This window comes from Paraburkholderia lebeckiae (assembly GCF_014201005.1).
Lineage (GTDB): Bacteria > Pseudomonadota > Gammaproteobacteria > Burkholderiales > Burkholderiaceae > Paraburkholderia > Paraburkholderia tuberum.
The window spans coordinates 43,586-58,737 of record NZ_JACHDK010000008.1 but is presented as its reverse complement, the minus strand read 5'-3'; the positions used below and the strand labels follow the sequence as shown (position 1 = coordinate 58,737).

Here is a 15,152-nt window from a genome sequence, read left to right as displayed (position 1 = left end):
TGCAATTTGGGCTGCGAATCCTCCGCGCTAGCGAGGACCGAACGCGCTCTCTCAGCCCAGTAGCTCCGACGCCGCGCGCAAGCGGCGTTTGCGTTTCCTGTCGAGCCAACCCAACGCGGCTGCGATGTGGTCCGCGTCGGCAAGCGACGCGGCATTATCGCGCAACAGCGTTTCGCTCGCGACGGTATCGTTGAGCATGCCGAAGCGCTTCTGGATTTTTTTCAGGCGCTTGAGCGTGCGCTTATGGCTGATTTTAAGCACCGGCCCGAAAAACTCGAACAGATAGCGCAGTTTCTTGCCCGCTTTTCTGACATCGTGAAAGGCTGCGTAATTCGAGCGTTTCGCATGGCGTGCGCGTTTGATGCGCTTTTTCAATGAGTGCTCCGACGCCCCTATGCGTCGAGCGGCAAATTTGCGCAGCGCAATAGCCGAATCGTGCGTGGCGTGCAGTTGCGCGGAAGTGGTGGCCAACGCATCGCGCAGCAGGTGTTTGACGTCGGCGTTCAACAACGTCTTGCGGCTGGTCGCCAACGTGTCGCGGCGCGCCTGCTCGAGCTTCGGCATCAATGCTTGCGCGCCGCTGTCTTCCTGTTTGAGCAACGCGATCAGGATGTCCCAATCGCGCGTTTTACCCGCCGCGGTGGCGAGAAACTTGTAGACCGCGCGTTGCCGGGAATTTTCGCCCTTGTCGAGCAGCGGTGCGAAAGCCCACCATAACGAACGCAAACGCCGCAGCGAAACGCGCAGTTTGTGCAGCGCTTCGGGTGACGCGTCGCCGTGCACCCCGTTGGCGAGCCGGATCGCCTCATCGACGAGCGGCGCGGCATAGGAAGTGAAGGCTCGCTGTGCCGGTTCGTAGGTAGCAAAAATGATGCTCAGGAGGATCGGGGCGCGTGTCAGCCGGCTCTTTCCTCACGCGTTGGCGCGTCGCGCTGGCAGCGTCTATCCTCGACCTATAGGATCGCGCGTTGCACGGTTCGGTGCGGCGAGTGCTTCGGCTTGACGATGCTGTGTGCAGCGCGGCAAATGCCGCAATCAGACCTTAGGAGGATGTATGCGAATACTCGTTGTCGGTGCGACCGGCCTGCTCGGTTCGCACATCGTGAGGCTGCTCGCCACCGAGCATGACGTGGTCGGCGCGAGCCGCAAAGGCTCGAAACTGCATGTCGACCTGTCGGACAAAAGCAGCATCGAAGCGATGTATGCGCAAGCCGGCAGCTTCGACGCGATCATCTGCGCGGCCGGCTCGGCGAAATTCGCGCCGTTCGCGGCGCTTGGCGACGAAGACTTTTCTTTTAGTCTTGCCAATAAATTGATGGGCCAGGTCAATCTGGTGCGCTGCGGGGTGGACCATGTGTCGCAAGGCGGCTCGTTCACACTGACGAGCGGCGTGCTCGCGCAACAGCCGATGGAAGGCAGCGCCGCCGTCAGCATCGTCAATGCGGGTGTCGAAGCGTTCGCGCGCTCGGCCGCGCTCGAATTGCGGGGCAAGGCCCGCGTCAATGTGGTGAGCCCGGGGTGGGTCGCCGAAACGCTCGAATCGATGGGCCGCGATCCGTCGCACGGGGTACCAGCGGAAATCGTCGCGGAAGCTTATAAACGCACCCTCGGTGGCAGCGCAAGCGGCGAAGTAGTCAGCGCATCGTGACCGCAACCGAAGCCCACTCGCCGCTCGTGTTATTCATCACTTGCTTAGTCCGCTTCGGACGTCTTACTATTCCCGTCCACCAGCCTGCGTAGTCTTTACCGGCGTGAGCGGCGCAGCATAGGCCGCGCCGCGTCTGTTTTTCCTGCGCCCCCAATGCCGTCACGCAGTTGTCATCATTGCGACACACAGCGAAAGCAGCATCAAAAACTCTGCGACCACTTTTTGGGGCTCACGTCATGCCGGAACTTTCGTATCCGCAACCAGGCGCTGCCAGCGGCAAAGGCCGTAGCGCCGGCCTGGTTATTTTCGTTGCCCTGCTCATCGCGGGCGTCGTGTACTGCGGCGTTCATCTGATAGACGATCTGCAGCCCGTACGCGAAAGCTCGGTGCTGCCGTATCTGCTGCTCGGTGTCGCGCTGCTGATCGCGCTCGGCTTCGAGTTCGTCAATGGCTTTCACGATACGGCCAACGCCGTCGCCACCGTCATCTATACCCACTCGCTGACGCCGAATATCGCGGTGGTCTGGTCCGGCGCGTGGAATTTTCTGGGCGTGCTGACGTCGAGCGGAGCGGTCGCCTTCGGCGTGCTGCAATTGCTGCCCGTCGAGTTGATTCTGCAGGTTGGCAGCAGCGCCGGCTTCGCGATGGTATTCGCGCTGCTGATCGCCGCGATCATCTGGAATCTGGGCACGTGGTCTTTGGGCCTGCCGTCTTCGAGTTCGCACACGCTGATCGGCTCGATCATCGGCGTCGGTCTGATGAATCAGATGCTGCACGGTGCGAACGGCACCAGTGGCGTGGACTGGAATCAGGCGCTCGGCGTCGGCAAGTCGCTGCTGTTTTCGCCGATCGTGGGCTTTCTGCTTGCGGGCCTGCTGCTGCTGATCCTTAAGGCCGTCGTGCGCGTGCCCGCGCTGTATGCCGAGCCGAAGGGCAAGGAGCCGCCGCCGTTCTGGATTCGCTGCCTGCTGATTCTGACCTGCACGGGCGTGTCGTTCGCGCATGGCTCGAACGACGGCCAGAAAGGCATGGGGCTGATCATGCTGATCCTGATCGGTACCGTGCCCACCGCCTACGCGCTGAACAAGGCGGTCACGCCGGCGCAAACGCAGAACTTCGTCGCGGTCGCGCATCAAACCGTGGCGACGCTGTCGCGCTACACGCAGGGCGCGGCGCCTTCCGCGGATCCGCGCGCCGACGTCGAGGCCTTCGTGCGCACCCGTCAGTTGACGCCCGCCACGCTGCCGGCGCTGCAGCAGCTGACCGAGCAGATCGGTCGCCAGGTCGGCGAGTCGGGCTCGATGGCCGCAGTGCCGCAAGGCATCGTCGATAACGTGCGCAACAACATGTATGTCACCTCCGAGGCGATCCGTCTGATGCAGAAGGCCAATCAGCCGCAGTTCTCGCCCGAAGACGCGAAGGTCATCGCCAACTTCAGAACGCAGATCGACCACGCGACCAAGTTCATTCCGCCGTGGGTCAAGGTGGCGGTCGCGATCGCGCTGGGTCTCGGCACGATGGTCGGCTGGAAGCGCATCGTCGTGACGGTGGGCGAGAAGATCGGCAAACAGCATCTGACGTACGGCCAGGGCGCGTCGGCTGAACTCGTCGCGATGGTCACGATCGGTGCCGCCGACGTCTACGGTCTGCCGGTGTCGACGACCCATGTGCTCTCTTCCGGCGTGGCCGGCACGATGGCGGCCAACGGCTCGGGTCTGCAATGGGCCACGATGCGCAGTCTGATCCTCGCATGGGTGCTGACGTTGCCCGCGTCGATCGCGCTCGCGGGCGGGCTGTTCTGGGTATTCCGTTCGGTGTTCTGAGTTCGCCGATCTGGCGGGGCGAAGCAAGAAGAAAAGCGCGGTACGCTCATACACGTACCGCGCTTTTTCGTTGGCCAGCTATTTCATACGATCCGCTTTTAATACACCTCGGGCACGATCATCGACTGAGGCACCGGCTGACGGCTATAGTCTTCGTGATAGACACGCGACGGCAAGTCGATTTGCGGATGCTCGATCTCGTGATACGGCACCTGGCCCAGCAGATGCTGAATGCAGTTCAGGCGCGCGCGTTTCTTGTCGACGGCCTGCACGACCCACCACGGCGCCTCGGGGATATGCGAGCGCTGCAGCATCACCTCCTTCGCCAGCGTATAGGCTTCCCAGCGGCGCCGGCTTTCCAGATCCATCGGACTCAGCTTCCACTGCTTGAGCGGATCGCGAATGCGGTTCTGGAAGCGGATTTCCTGCTCTTCGTCGGTGATCGAAAACCAGTACTTGAGGATCTGCACGCCGCTGCGCGCCAGCATCTTTTCGAACTCCGGCACCGAGCGGAAAAACTCTTCGTATTCCTCGTCGGTGCAGAAGTTCATCACGCGCTCGACGCCCGCGCGGTTGTACCAGCTGCGATCGAATAGCACCATCTCGCCGCCCGCCGGCAGATGCGATACATAGCGCTGGAAATACCATTGCGTGCGCTCGCGATTGTTCGGCGCGGGCAATGCGGCCACTCGGCACACGCGCGGATTGAGGCGCTGGGTGATGCGCTTGATCGCGCCGCCCTTGCCGGCCGCGTCGCGCCCCTCGAAGATCACGACGAGCCGGTGCCCGGACGCGACGATCCAGTCCTGCAGCTTGACCAGTTCTCCCTGCAGCCGGAACAGTTCGCGGAAGTACTGCTTGCGCGCCTCGCGATGCTCGGGCGTAAAGCCGCCCGGGCCATCGATGATGCGGTCGTCGACCTCCATTTCGAGTTCTTCGTCGTAGGCATCGATGAGGTCTTCCTCGAAACGGCGTTGCCGCTCCGCCATCAATTCGATATCGGGTGTCGGGTCCGGCTCTTTCATTGCGGCTCTCCTCGCAACAGGAATGGGATGGCGCGCGGCGGCGAGCGCGACGCGGTCGCGTTCGATTATCGAAGCTCGAGGTGTCAGCCGTGTTACCGCGTGGGCGGCCGCTGCACATGCGTATCAACCCCATGATAGCGAGTTTGTCTCGACTTCCACCGCTAGGGCAGCGGCCGCGCGAAGCTCAGTTCGTGGCCGTCCGGATCGGTGATATGAAAATAGCGCTCGCCCCACGGCGCATCCGACGGCGCGAAAGTCGGCTGCAAGCCTGCCGCCACCGCCCTGGCATGGAACGCGTCTACGTCCGACACGTAGATGATCACGCGCCCCCACCAGTTGACCGGCGCGCGCGCATCGGCGATCAGGTTCAGATACGAACTGCCGAACGCGAACGACGTGAAGGCCTCGCGCGGACCGCCGAACTTGAGCGGGAAGCCGAGCGCTTCGTAGAACGCGATGGCGCGCTGCATGTCGCCGGTGGCGAGCGTGATCGCGCTGAGCGACTCGATGCGTGGACCCGGCTGCGGGGATTGCGGCGCTGAAGCGTTAGATGCGGACATGAACAGGGTCTCCGTGGCGCGAGCGAGCGGCGAGCGACGGGCCCGCCCGGGAAAGTGTCTCACGGGCAGTGGCCACCGGTCTGGCGGCGCGGCCGGCACGCCGCCGACGCCCCCGGGATGCACTTGAAAACTCGCGCAGCGCCCCGCATCTCGGAGCCCGTCTATCCGGAGCATCGTTATGGGAAGCCGCCCACGCTTCATCGATGACCTGTCGAGCGCCGCATCCGACGCCCCCGGGCCCCAATCCACCGACCTTTTGACCCACGACGACGACGCGCTGCTCGACGCCTACTCCCGCACCGTGATCGGTGCACTGGAGCGCGTGCAGCAGGCGGTCGCGTTTATCGCCGTCGAACGCCGGCTGCCCGGCGACGCGTCCGCGCATGGGCGCGGCGCGCGCGGCGGCACCGGCTCGGGCTTCCTGTTCACGCCCGACGGCTACCTGCTGACCAATAGCCACGTCGTGCATGGCGCGACGCATATCCAGGTGACGCTGGCCGACGGCGCGAAGTTCGACGCCGATCTGGTCGGCGACGATCCCGGCAGCGATCTCGCGGTGCTGCGCATCGGTTCGCCGGAACCGCTGCCGCATGTCGAACTCGGCGAATCATCGAGGCTGCGCGTCGGGCAGATCGCCATTGCGGTCGGCAACCCGCTCGGGCTGCAACAGACCGTGACGACCGGCGTCGTTTCAGCGCTCGGCCGGTCGCTGCGCTCGAACTCCGGCCGCATGATCTACGACGTGATTCAGACCGACGCGGCATTGAATCCGGGCAACTCGGGCGGACCGCTGATCAATTCGGCGGGTCAGGTGATCGGCGTGAATACCGCGATTATTCCTGGCGCACAGGCCATCTGTTTTGCGACGGCGATCGATACCGCGAAGTGGGTCATCATGCAGATCTTCGCCCACGGTCGCGTGCGACGCGCGTATATCGGCGTGGCCGGCACGACGACGCCGCTGTCGCGGCGCGTGCAGCGCTATTTCGGGCTCGGCACGCAAAGCGGCGTGCACGTGATGGAGATCGTCAAAGGCAGTCCGGCCGCGCTCGGCGGCTTGCGCACCGACGACACGATCGTCGCGATCGACGCGCAGCCGGTGCACGATGTGGATGCTCTGCAACGCACGCTCGATGCTTCGCGTATCGACAAGCCGGTCAACGTGACGGTGTTGCGCGGCGCGCAGCGGGTGGAGTTGACGGTGACGCCGGTGGAGCAGGCAGGGTGAAGAGGCACTTTGCGTTGGGCGGCCTTGCCTGGATGCCCAACGTGAAACCCTACCGAACCACTCGCGTCACCCCTCGTCCACGCGGATCGGCCGCCGCATCCGGCTCGTCGCCATCGATCCTGATCACCTGAACATCGCTGGTGAATTGCTGCCCTTCCAGCTTGTAGCCCTTCGCCTCGAGCTGCTGTGCGAGTTCGCCCTCGATCGGCTTGTACGGCTCCGAATAGATCGTATTCGGCGGCAATAGCTGGTGATCGAAACGCATCGCGGCGAGCGCATCCGGCAACGGCATGTCGAAGTCGTAGATGTCGTTGATCACCAGGAAGCTCGTCGTGAAGATCCGCGATCCGCCCGGCGTGCCGATCACGAGCGCGACCTTGCCGTCCTTCGTCAAAATCGTTGGCGCCATCGACGACAACGGGCGCTTCTTCGGCTCGATCGCATTCGCGTCGCGGCCGACCACATCGAACGTGTTGGCGGCGCCCGGCTTCGCGGAGAAGTCGTCCATCTCGTCGTTCAGCACGATGCCTGCCCGATCCACCATGACGCCCAAGCTGAACGCGCCGTTCAGCGTGTACGTGTTCGACACCGCGTTGCCCCATTTGTCGACCACCGAAAAATGCGTGGGCTCCGCCCTCTCCGGCATCGAGGTACCGAGCCCCGGCTGAATGCTCTTTGTGTCCGACGGCACATTCGGATCGACCTCGGCCGCGCGCTTGGCCAGATACGGGTCGGCGATCAGTTGCGCGACCGGCATCTGGTAGAAATCCGGGTCGCCGAGATACTGCGCGCGGTCCGCGAACACGCGCTTCTCGAGCTCCGCGATCAGATGCACGTATTGCACGGAATTGAGCGGCACGCGATAGCCGTTCCAGTTCGCCTGAATCGGCTCGCGCCAGACCGCCTTGTACTACGCGAGATCGGCCTTCGTAATCAGGCCGCGGCCGCGCATCGAAGCGGCGATCAGATCGGCAGTCTTGCCCCTGTAGAAATCTTTCGGGCCCTGATCGGAGATACGCTGCAATACCGGGGCAAGGTCAGGCTGCCTGAACAGTGCCCGGCACGCCCACCGCGCGATAGCCGACGAGGCTCATGCCTTTGATGATCTCGCCCTTGTCGTCGAGATACATGTTCTTCGTCGCGGCGAGCGGCGCGCGCTCGCGATAGTCGAGGAAATACGGCTTGTTGTCGACGTACAGCGTCATGAACTCGGGAACGTGACCGCAAGGGTGAAGGCGATCGCGGCGGCCGCATCGACCGCATTGCCGCCTTCGTTGAAGATCTGCTCGGCGGCATCGGCGCTGTATGAGTCCGGCACCGCAATCGCCGAACCGGCAAGCACGGCCGGTTGCGTCTTCGCGGGCGCTTTCGCGACAGCAGGCGCCGCCTGGAGAAACCCGGTTGAAACGCAGAGGATTGCGATCAGGGCAAGACCGCTGATCGAAGCACTGGTTGAAGCTTTGACGTGGCGAATCAACTTCATGACCTCCTCATCGACGACGACGGCATCCGTATGATGGCTTACGCGCGCCCGCGACTGCCGCGCGAGATCTCATCGCCCGCGTCTCGCGGCAGCCGCCGCGTAATCGGAATCGACAGGCACGAGAACAGACCGACGACGAGAAACGCCGGCCAGAAATCGGAGAACACGATGTTCGGATGCCCTTGAACACGATGAGAAATCTGTAGCACGATGCCCGAGATCGTCACGCCGAGGCCAAGCGACATCTGCTGGATGACGCTCGCGACACTGGTCGCGCGGCCGACGTCGCTGCCCGGAATATCCGCATAGGCCAGCGTATTGAGCGACGTGAATTGCAGAGAAGGAAAGAAGCCGCCCACCAGCACGATGCACCAGATCACCCAATGCGGCGTGCCGGGAAAGAACAACCCGTACACGGCGATCGCGAGACCCGCGCACGCGGCGTTGACCATCAGCACGGTACGAAAGCCGAAGCGTTCGAGAATACGCGACGCCACCGTCTTCATGAAGATCGAACCGAACGCGGATGCGCACGTGATCGCGCCGGCTCTGAACGCGGTCATGCCGAGCCCTTCCTGCAACGCGAGCGGCAACAGGAACGGCACGGCGCCTAGACCGATACGAAACAGCGAACCGCCGATCACGCTCGCATGAAAACTCGGGATACGGAGCAGACGCAGGTCGAGCACCGGCAGCGCGACGCGGCTCGCGTACACCACATAAACCACCAGCAGCACGATGCCGGTCACGCACATGCCGACCGATTCTCGCGTCGACACGAGTTCGCCGCCGACCAGCGAGAGCCCGAGCATGAACAGCGAAGCCCCGCTCGCCGACATCACGAAACCGAGCCAGTCGAGCCGGCCCGGATGCGGCTCGCGCGTATTGGCGATGTACTTGTTGGTGAGCCAGATGCCGAGCAGGCCGATCGGCACGTTGATCACGAAGATCAGACGCCAGTGCAGATAGGTCGTGATAAAGCCGCCGAGCGGCGGCCCGACCACCGGACCGAGCAACGCCGGCACCGTCAGATAGTTCATCGCGCGAATGAACTCCGACTTCGGCAGCGAACGGAAGATGATGATGCGGCCCACCGGCACCATCAGCGCGCCGCCGATGCCCTGCACGAAGCGCGCGAGCACGAAGGTCTCGAGCGAAGTGGAGGCCGCGCACAGCAGCGAGCCCGCCATGAAGATGCCGATCGCGGTGCGGAACACAGTGCGCGAACCGAAGCGGTCGGCGACCCAGCCGCAGATCGGGATAAAGACGCCAAGGCCGATCACATACGCCGTGACCGCAAGCTTCAGCGTGATCGGATCATGACCGAGGTCGCGTGCCAGAACCGGCAGCGACGTCACGATGACCGTGCCGTCCACGTTTTCCATGAACATCGCGCACGCGACGATCAGCGGAACGATGAAAGCGCCTAAAGCGAGCAGCATTGTCATGGCGACGGTGGCCAGCCATCAATGGAAAGCGTCGATTATGGCATCGCGGCGACAACAAATGTTGTCGCGCGAGGGGATTTTGCCGTGTGGCATCGCGCGCTGCCGTGCATCTTCGCGCGCGGCACGGACGCCTTAGCGCGATGCGCTGACGAGCGGCTGCAACTGCGGCAGGATCTCGTTGGCGGCGCGCGCGACGTCGTTCGGAAAGTCGATCTCGATCCACGGCGCGCCGGTCACGTCGGCCGTGTCGAACACCTGGCTGCGCTCGAGCAGCAGGTCGCGCACCGCCTCTTCGTGCGGCATGTTCGCGCGGCCGCTGTCGACATAGCCCGCGACGATCTGCGTGAAGCGTCGCGCGGTTTCCTCGCGGAAGCGGAAGAAGCCGACCGACTCGCCGATCGTGTCGTACTCCAGATTGACCGCGAGCTGCTTGCGCAACTCGACCGGCACGCCGTCCTTCAGGCACAGCTTGACGGGCTCGTCGCCCGCTTCGAAATCGCGATCGATCAGCAGACGGTTCACCGACTCGCCCGCCACCAGCGCGCTCAGGATGCGCTCGTCGTACAGCACGTCGGCGTCCATCAGCAGCACGTCGCCGCCGCGCGTCAACGCATCGGCGACGGTATGCACGGTCAGCACGCTGCCCAGATCGAAGCGCGGATTGAGTACGGTTTCGACCTTGTGCGGCCAGTCGATGCGCGCGAGTTCCGCCTGCACGGATTCCGGCTGGAACCCGAGCGCCAGCACGATGTCGGTCACGCCGGCGGTTTCGAGCATCTGCAGATGCCGTTCGAGCAGGCTCATGCCGTCGAACTGCAACAGGCATTTCGGAAACTGGGCTTGCGGCGGCTGCTGGAGACGCAGGCCGAGGCCCGCTGCGAGAATGATTGCGCGCATGCGCGGTCCTTTGAAAAAAGTACGGGGGTCAATCGGCAACCGGCACACGCCGTGGAGCGCGCCGCCGTTGCCAGCTTCGTTCGCTGAAGTGCAATACCAGCAGGCCCGGCAGGCCCAGCAGGATTTCACGCGCACGCTTGGCGAGCGACAACGCCAGCGCCGCGTCGGGCGGCAAACCCACCAGCGGCGCGAGCAGCAGATAGCCGCCCTCCTGCACGCCGAGCGAGCCCGGAATCATGAAGGCCGCGCCGCGAATCGCCTGGCCGACGCTTTCCAGCAGCAGCGCGTCGATCCAGCCGACCGGATGACCGAGAAAACGCAGCGCGAGCCATACCTCGGCCGTGCCGACGACCCACCCCACGAGGCTCAGCGCAAAGCTCGCCGCCACACGGCCGCGCTCGCGGTACAGCGACTGCACGGCGGCATCGACGGCCTCCGCGCGCGTCATCAGCGACGACCAGTCGCGCTTGCCGAACACCTTCGACACCACGCCCAGCAGCGGGCCGAACAGACCGCGCCGCTGCGCGAAGTAGAACGCGGCGATCAGCGCGCCGAGCACGCCGGTCGCAATCAGCGTTGCGGTGCGCAGGTCGTGCAGCGTGCCGTGCGCGGCGTACGCGCCGAACATCGCGAGGCCAGCGAGCGCGAACACGATTTGCGCGAGCGCCTGCCATGTCGTGCTGACGGTGATCGCGGCGGCCGCGTCGCGCAGCAGCATCCCGCGCTGCGACAGTTGACGCACCATCACCACCGGGCCGCCGATCTGCCCAGCGGGCAGCAGGCTATTCACCGACTCGCCGATCCAGCGGGCGGACAGCGCATCGCGCAGCGAGGGTTCGGCTCGCGCAGCGCTCGTCGCGCCGCTGGTTGCACCACTTGCCGGAGCTTCATGCGCACCGTCACGCGAGGGGTGGTCGCGCTTGAACAGCACGGCGATCGCACCCGCATCGAGCACGAGCGGCACCACGTGGAACGCGGCGACGACCGCGAGCCCCCAGCCGGCTGCGAGCAAGGTCGACGCCACCGAGCCGAAGCCCTGCCAGGCGAGCAGGCCGACGAACAGCGCCGAGCCGATCGACAGCAGAAGCAGGGCCGCGCGACTCATGCAGCGTCCTTGCCGCGCGAGGCCATCTGACGGAACACCTGGCGGAAACCGAAGTATGCGATCGCGTCCTTCATGTTGGAAACGAAGCGGCGCCACGGCCGCATGTTGGGATCGGTGACGTATTCGAACGTCAGCGACACACGCATCTCGTTCGGGCCGGCCGGCGAGATGCGATGGCGCAGCTTGTCACCATCGAAAAACACGAGGCCGCCCGGCGGAATCTGCACCGAGCCTGGCTGGTCCGGCACCTCCGGATTGCGTGTATGCAGCTCGTAGTCGAGCCGGCACGACGATTCGTCGATCACGCCGAGCAGCAGCGTGTAGCGGCGTCCGTCGTAATACGAAGTATCGTAGTGCCAGCCGATATGGTCGCCGGGGCGCGTGTAGTAGTAGAGCGCGTATGCGTGCGGATCGTCGGCGGGCGACACCTGCAACTGGTCGCCGCTCAGTTGCTCGAGCCAGCCGATCAACTCCTTCGAGCGATACAGCTCGGCGATGAACGGCGCCAGACGGTCGATCGTATGGCGGCTGACACTGCCGCCCTGCTTGTGACCCGGCAAGTAGTTGCGGTTCACTTCGTCAAGCAGCGAGCGCGCGCTGTGTACCAGCTGCACGGTCACTTCAGGCGCGAGGAAATCGTCCAGATACAGAAACGCGTCCTGCGCGGCGAAGTCTTTACGCAGACGCGCGTTGTCGAACGTGCGGGTACGGCTCGCGACCGCGCGGTCGGCATCGGGCGCAGGCATGAGCGCCGCCACAGGCGTGCCTGACGATACGGGCGCGATGACGTCGTCTTCGGCGTGCAGATTCATTTGCCGGCCCACTGTTGACGCGATTCAGAAGCGCTGGCGGCCTTGGCCGTCGGACCAGCGCTACGGCGCGCGACGCGCCAGTAGTCGATCACCACCCATGCGGCGAACAGCGGCGCGCCGATCGACGCGACCACCACGAACGGCGCGACGACATTCATCAGCGTGACGATGGGCAGCAGGTACAGCACGTCCTCGGTTTCGAAGCCCCCCATCGACGCCTGCTTCGTGCCGGCCTTGCCGACCATTTCCTCGATCCGCATGCGCAAAAAGAAGATCAGCGCGACCACGACACCAGCCACCGCGCCGAGCGCGCCGGGCGCGCCGGGCGCGAGCTTCAAAGCGTCGATCTGCGCGCCGCCGACACCGATACCCATGCCGACGAACAGCATCACGGTCACGAGCGCATCACAGGCGAGGTCGTAAAAATGACCAATGCGGCTCGACTTGCCGCCCACTCGCGCGAGTTCGCCGTCCGTGTGATCGACGAAATTCGACAGGACGATCAGCAGTGCGCCCGCATTGGCCCACGCGAATCCCCCGTGCGCAAGGCACAGCGCGCCTGCGACGCCGATCAGCAGGCGCAGCGTGGTCAAATGGTTCGGGGTGACCCAGGTGTCGACTAGCGGTGTCACGAGCCGGCGGGCGAGCCGGGCGTCCCACGTACGTGCCGGCGGAACGTCTATTGGAGGTCGGGGTTGCGAAGTCATAAGGCGGAAATATATACGGGATTCTGAAAGCTTGCTGTTATGTCATACGTTTCTCTGCAATTTGCAGATGCCGTTCGTGTGTCCGTCAAAAGCGGAATTCACCGAATCGCTGTAAAGTGCGGATCCAGTTGTGCCAGTCACGCGGAATCTGTTCGATGTGCAGCACCGCTCGTGCCCTCCGGGGGATGGCGCAGTGGTTGCTAATCCACGACATCGACTGTGGCCGCCCGCCTACGCTCATGAACCGTCTCCTTGTCCCTCTGCTGTTTGCCGCCGCCGCCGCGCTGCCCCTTTCCTCGTTCGCCGTGGAGCTCGACGCGCCACTGACATGCAATGAGAGCGGCCACCAGTTCATTGCCGATCTGATGCAGCAGCAGCTGATCCACCCGAAGCCAAGTCACGTCGAAAGCAACTCGATCAACGCGTTCTCGCCGATGCCCGATGCGCATCTGACCGCGTTCGGTTTCCGCGTATTCGCGGTGGTGGGCTTCGAAAAGGACGACCCGATGTTCCGGGTCGGCGACGGCGAACCGGTCGCGCAGTCCGCGTATGGCGCGGTCGTGTTCGGCAGCGACGACAAGGTTAAAGGCGCGCTTGAAAACGCCGGCAGCACGGCGATCGTGCATCACGTCGCGCCGCTCATCACCGCTATTTTCTGCAAGCGCAGCTAGGGTTTGGCGACACCTCGTATTCGACCGTTTGGCCACGATCGTCGATATCTTCGACCACGAGCCAGTTCGAATGGCCAGGGAAATAGCAGCGCCGCTCTGCCAACTGCGCCATGATCGCCGGCAGTTTGAGCGACCAGTTGATCCGATCACGATGCAGCCGCGCCTACAACCGCCACTTACCCCGGCCGACGAAACTCGTTTGCCACCCACGCCGTGGCGCTCGCCTTGCTGAGCTTGAACGTCGGCGCAACCTGCACTTGCGCGATCTGCTCGCCGAAAAGATCGAGCGCGCTCAACAGTGCGTACGGCTCGTCTTCGTCGGGGACGATGTCGAGCGTGATGTCGAGTTCGTCGTTGCCGTCTGCGCTCGGCACGCGCACCGTCTTGTGCAGTTGCGCGCGCAGCTGCTGCTCGTGACGACGCAGCACTTCCGCCGCGGTTTTCACTAGCGTGTTGAACGCCGATACGTCGAGCGGTTTCGGATCCTTCTTGTTGCGGCCCATCGTCCACGGTCCGACGAGCGCGGGCTCCGCCTCGCCGTCCTTGATCATTTCAACGGCCCAGCCTTCGTCGTCTTCGTTCTTGATGATGCGCGCGGTCCAGCCGTTGTCGCGCCACAGACGCTCTTCATGCACGCTGTCGTCCGGTCCGAGGAACTCGGCATTCGTGTCGGTCGAGGGAAAGGGCGTGTCGGTCATCACAGGTTCACTCACTTCGCGGGGCGCACAAACAGATTTCGGACCCGCGATTCTACCTGCCCGGCCCGCCTGGCCGTGCTCGCTCTGACGAACGGACAAGGCGCGTTCGGAACGGCGCCGCCGCTCAACGCGCGAAAAGTTATATTTACCCTACGCGACGATGTATAAATCCGCTTTAAACGTCAGATAAAAAAACGCGGCCCGAAAGCCGCGTGTAAAAAATGAAAAAGACGCCCTTTGGTCGAAGGGGTCTATTGAAATTATAAGTGGCATCCCAACCCGATTTAAGGCTTTCTTCGAAAGACTGCATTGCGCAAAACCGTGGGAATCAGCGCGAACGGCTCGTCCGCTTTCTCCTTTACCCGCCGCGAGGCCTTGTGCCGATACCACCCGACAACAGCCTCAGGTTCGACAGCGCATCCCGCCATACATCGTTAAAAATATTTTTCCTTTTGCCGACCTGCGCTTACGCGGTTAATTCACATAATCCCGGATTCGAAAATAAACCGTTGTAAGGCGCGTAATTAAATATCCGCATAGCGGCAATTACGCTTCGCTACGAATCGATAGTCAACGGGCGCAAGCAGCAACTTTCGCTGGAATGCCGATTCGTCCCGACGCTTACGCTCGGCCGTCAGTATGACTCGGTCAGCGACTACCTGGCGCCGCTGTCGGAAGCGGGCGAGGGCTACGGCAACAATCTCGCAGCCCACCCGTTTGATAACGACAACCTGGCCGGCCTGTACGGTTTCAGCAACGCGGCCGGCCAGTTCGCGAACAATCGCGCATGGAGTGCGGGCGCTTCGTACGACAACGGTCCGTTGAGCTTCGCCGCCGCTTATCAGCAGTTGAACAACTCACTGAGCAAGCGCACCGACGTGTACCTCGAAGGCGTGTACCAGCATGCATCGGGCGAACTCGGAGACTTCGGCGCGAACGTCGCGGCGATCAATACGCTTGCGCCGTCGTCGACCGGCAACCAGGTCGCCGCGGCAGTCGGTCTGCGGCATCGCTTCTGACGACGGTTCTCACCACGGTTTTCATGCA

14 protein-coding genes and 2 pseudogenes are annotated in these 15,152 nt (G+C 63.7%); 5 read left to right on the top strand and 11 right to left on the bottom strand.

What is annotated here, in order from left to right; translation table 11 throughout:
* Positions 1-51: 51 nt before the first annotated feature.
* A complete protein-coding gene (locus HDG39_RS16955; RefSeq protein ID WP_184007464.1) occupies positions 52-885 on the bottom strand; it encodes a CHAD domain-containing protein in 834 nt (277 codons plus the stop codon).
* A 169-nt stretch (positions 886-1,054) separates the two neighbouring features.
* Between HDG39_RS16955 and HDG39_RS16950 the strand changes: the two genes are divergently transcribed.
* Positions 1,055-1,648, top strand: coding sequence for a short chain dehydrogenase (locus HDG39_RS16950; RefSeq protein ID WP_184007069.1), 594 nt, complete (start codon positions 1,055-1,057; stop codon positions 1,646-1,648).
* A gap of 236 nt (positions 1,649-1,884) precedes the next feature.
* Positions 1,885-3,471, top strand: coding sequence for an inorganic phosphate transporter (locus tag HDG39_RS16945; RefSeq protein ID WP_184007068.1), 1,587 nt, complete (start codon positions 1,885-1,887; stop codon positions 3,469-3,471).
* A 98-nt stretch (positions 3,472-3,569) separates the two neighbouring features.
* Here the strand turns inward: HDG39_RS16945 and ppk2 are convergent, their stop codons facing one another.
* Both ppk2 and HDG39_RS16935 read right to left on the bottom strand, forming a co-directional pair.
* Positions 3,570-4,496 carry a polyphosphate kinase 2 gene (gene ppk2, locus HDG39_RS16940; RefSeq protein ID WP_184007067.1) on the bottom strand — a complete coding sequence of 309 codons (927 nt, stop codon included), beginning with the start codon at positions 4,494-4,496 and terminating at the stop codon, positions 3,570-3,572.
* 161 nt (positions 4,497-4,657) lie between these two features.
* The gene (locus tag HDG39_RS16935; protein ID WP_184007066.1) at positions 4,658-5,056 is read right to left on the bottom strand and encodes a VOC family protein; all 399 of its coding nucleotides are present in this window, start codon (positions 5,054-5,056) and stop codon (positions 4,658-4,660) included.
* Positions 5,057-5,234: 178 nt separating this feature from the next.
* Between HDG39_RS16935 and HDG39_RS16930 the strand changes: the two genes are divergently transcribed.
* Positions 5,235-6,284: a S1C family serine protease gene (locus HDG39_RS16930; RefSeq protein ID WP_184007065.1), complete on the top strand. Its 1,050-nt coding sequence runs from the start codon at positions 5,235-5,237 to the stop codon at positions 6,282-6,284.
* Between the two features lie 49 nt (positions 6,285-6,333).
* On the opposite strand, the pseudogene HDG39_RS16925 reads toward HDG39_RS16930, so the two are convergent.
* The 6 genes and pseudogenes from HDG39_RS16925 to HDG39_RS16900 form a co-directional block, all read right to left on the bottom strand.
* A pseudogene (locus HDG39_RS16925) lies at positions 6,334-7,767 on the bottom strand (gamma-glutamyltransferase family protein).
* A 38-nt stretch (positions 7,768-7,805) separates the two neighbouring features.
* Positions 7,806-9,209: an MFS transporter gene (locus HDG39_RS16920; protein ID WP_184007462.1), complete on the bottom strand. Its 1,404-nt coding sequence runs from the start codon at positions 9,207-9,209 to the stop codon at positions 7,806-7,808.
* A gap of 138 nt (positions 9,210-9,347) precedes the next feature.
* On the bottom strand, positions 9,348-10,112 hold the full coding sequence (locus tag HDG39_RS16915; RefSeq protein ID WP_184007064.1) for a phosphocholine cytidylyltransferase family protein: 765 nt from the start codon (positions 10,110-10,112) through the stop codon (positions 9,348-9,350).
* A 28-nt stretch (positions 10,113-10,140) separates the two neighbouring features.
* Positions 10,141-11,217, bottom strand: a complete 1,077-nt coding sequence (locus HDG39_RS16910) for a lysylphosphatidylglycerol synthase domain-containing protein (RefSeq protein WP_184007063.1) — start codon at positions 11,215-11,217, stop codon at positions 10,141-10,143.
* On the bottom strand, positions 11,214-12,029 hold the full coding sequence (locus HDG39_RS16905; protein WP_184007062.1) for a HalD/BesD family halogenase: 816 nt from the start codon (positions 12,027-12,029) through the stop codon (positions 11,214-11,216). The genes HDG39_RS16910 and HDG39_RS16905 overlap by 4 nt, the downstream gene beginning before the upstream one ends.
* The gene (locus HDG39_RS16900) at positions 12,026-12,736 is read right to left on the bottom strand and encodes a CDP-alcohol phosphatidyltransferase family protein (RefSeq protein WP_184007061.1); all 711 of its coding nucleotides are present in this window, start codon (positions 12,734-12,736) and stop codon (positions 12,026-12,028) included. The genes HDG39_RS16905 and HDG39_RS16900 overlap by 4 nt, the downstream gene beginning before the upstream one ends.
* A gap of 239 nt (positions 12,737-12,975) precedes the next feature.
* On the opposite strand from HDG39_RS16900, the gene HDG39_RS16895 reads away from it, so the two are divergent.
* A complete protein-coding gene (locus HDG39_RS16895; protein ID WP_184007060.1) occupies positions 12,976-13,407 on the top strand; it encodes a hypothetical protein in 432 nt (143 codons plus the stop codon).
* Here the strand turns inward: HDG39_RS16895 and HDG39_RS36045 are convergent.
* Both HDG39_RS36045 and HDG39_RS16890 read right to left on the bottom strand, forming a co-directional pair.
* Positions 13,385-13,549, bottom strand: coding sequence for a YjaZ family protein (locus tag HDG39_RS36045; protein WP_503125003.1), 165 nt, complete (start codon positions 13,547-13,549; stop codon positions 13,385-13,387). The two genes, HDG39_RS16895 and HDG39_RS36045, sit on opposite strands and share 23 nt — an antisense overlap.
* Before the next feature lie 34 nt (positions 13,550-13,583).
* The gene (locus HDG39_RS16890; RefSeq protein WP_184007059.1) at positions 13,584-14,105 is read right to left on the bottom strand and encodes a hypothetical protein; all 522 of its coding nucleotides are present in this window, start codon (positions 14,103-14,105) and stop codon (positions 13,584-13,586) included.
* Positions 14,106-14,722: 617 nt separating this feature from the next.
* On the opposite strand from HDG39_RS16890, the pseudogene HDG39_RS16885 reads away from it, so the two are divergent.
* Positions 14,723-15,124 (top strand): annotated as a pseudogene (locus tag HDG39_RS16885) (porin family protein); the annotation flags it as partial.
* Positions 15,125-15,152: the final 28 nt, after the last annotated feature.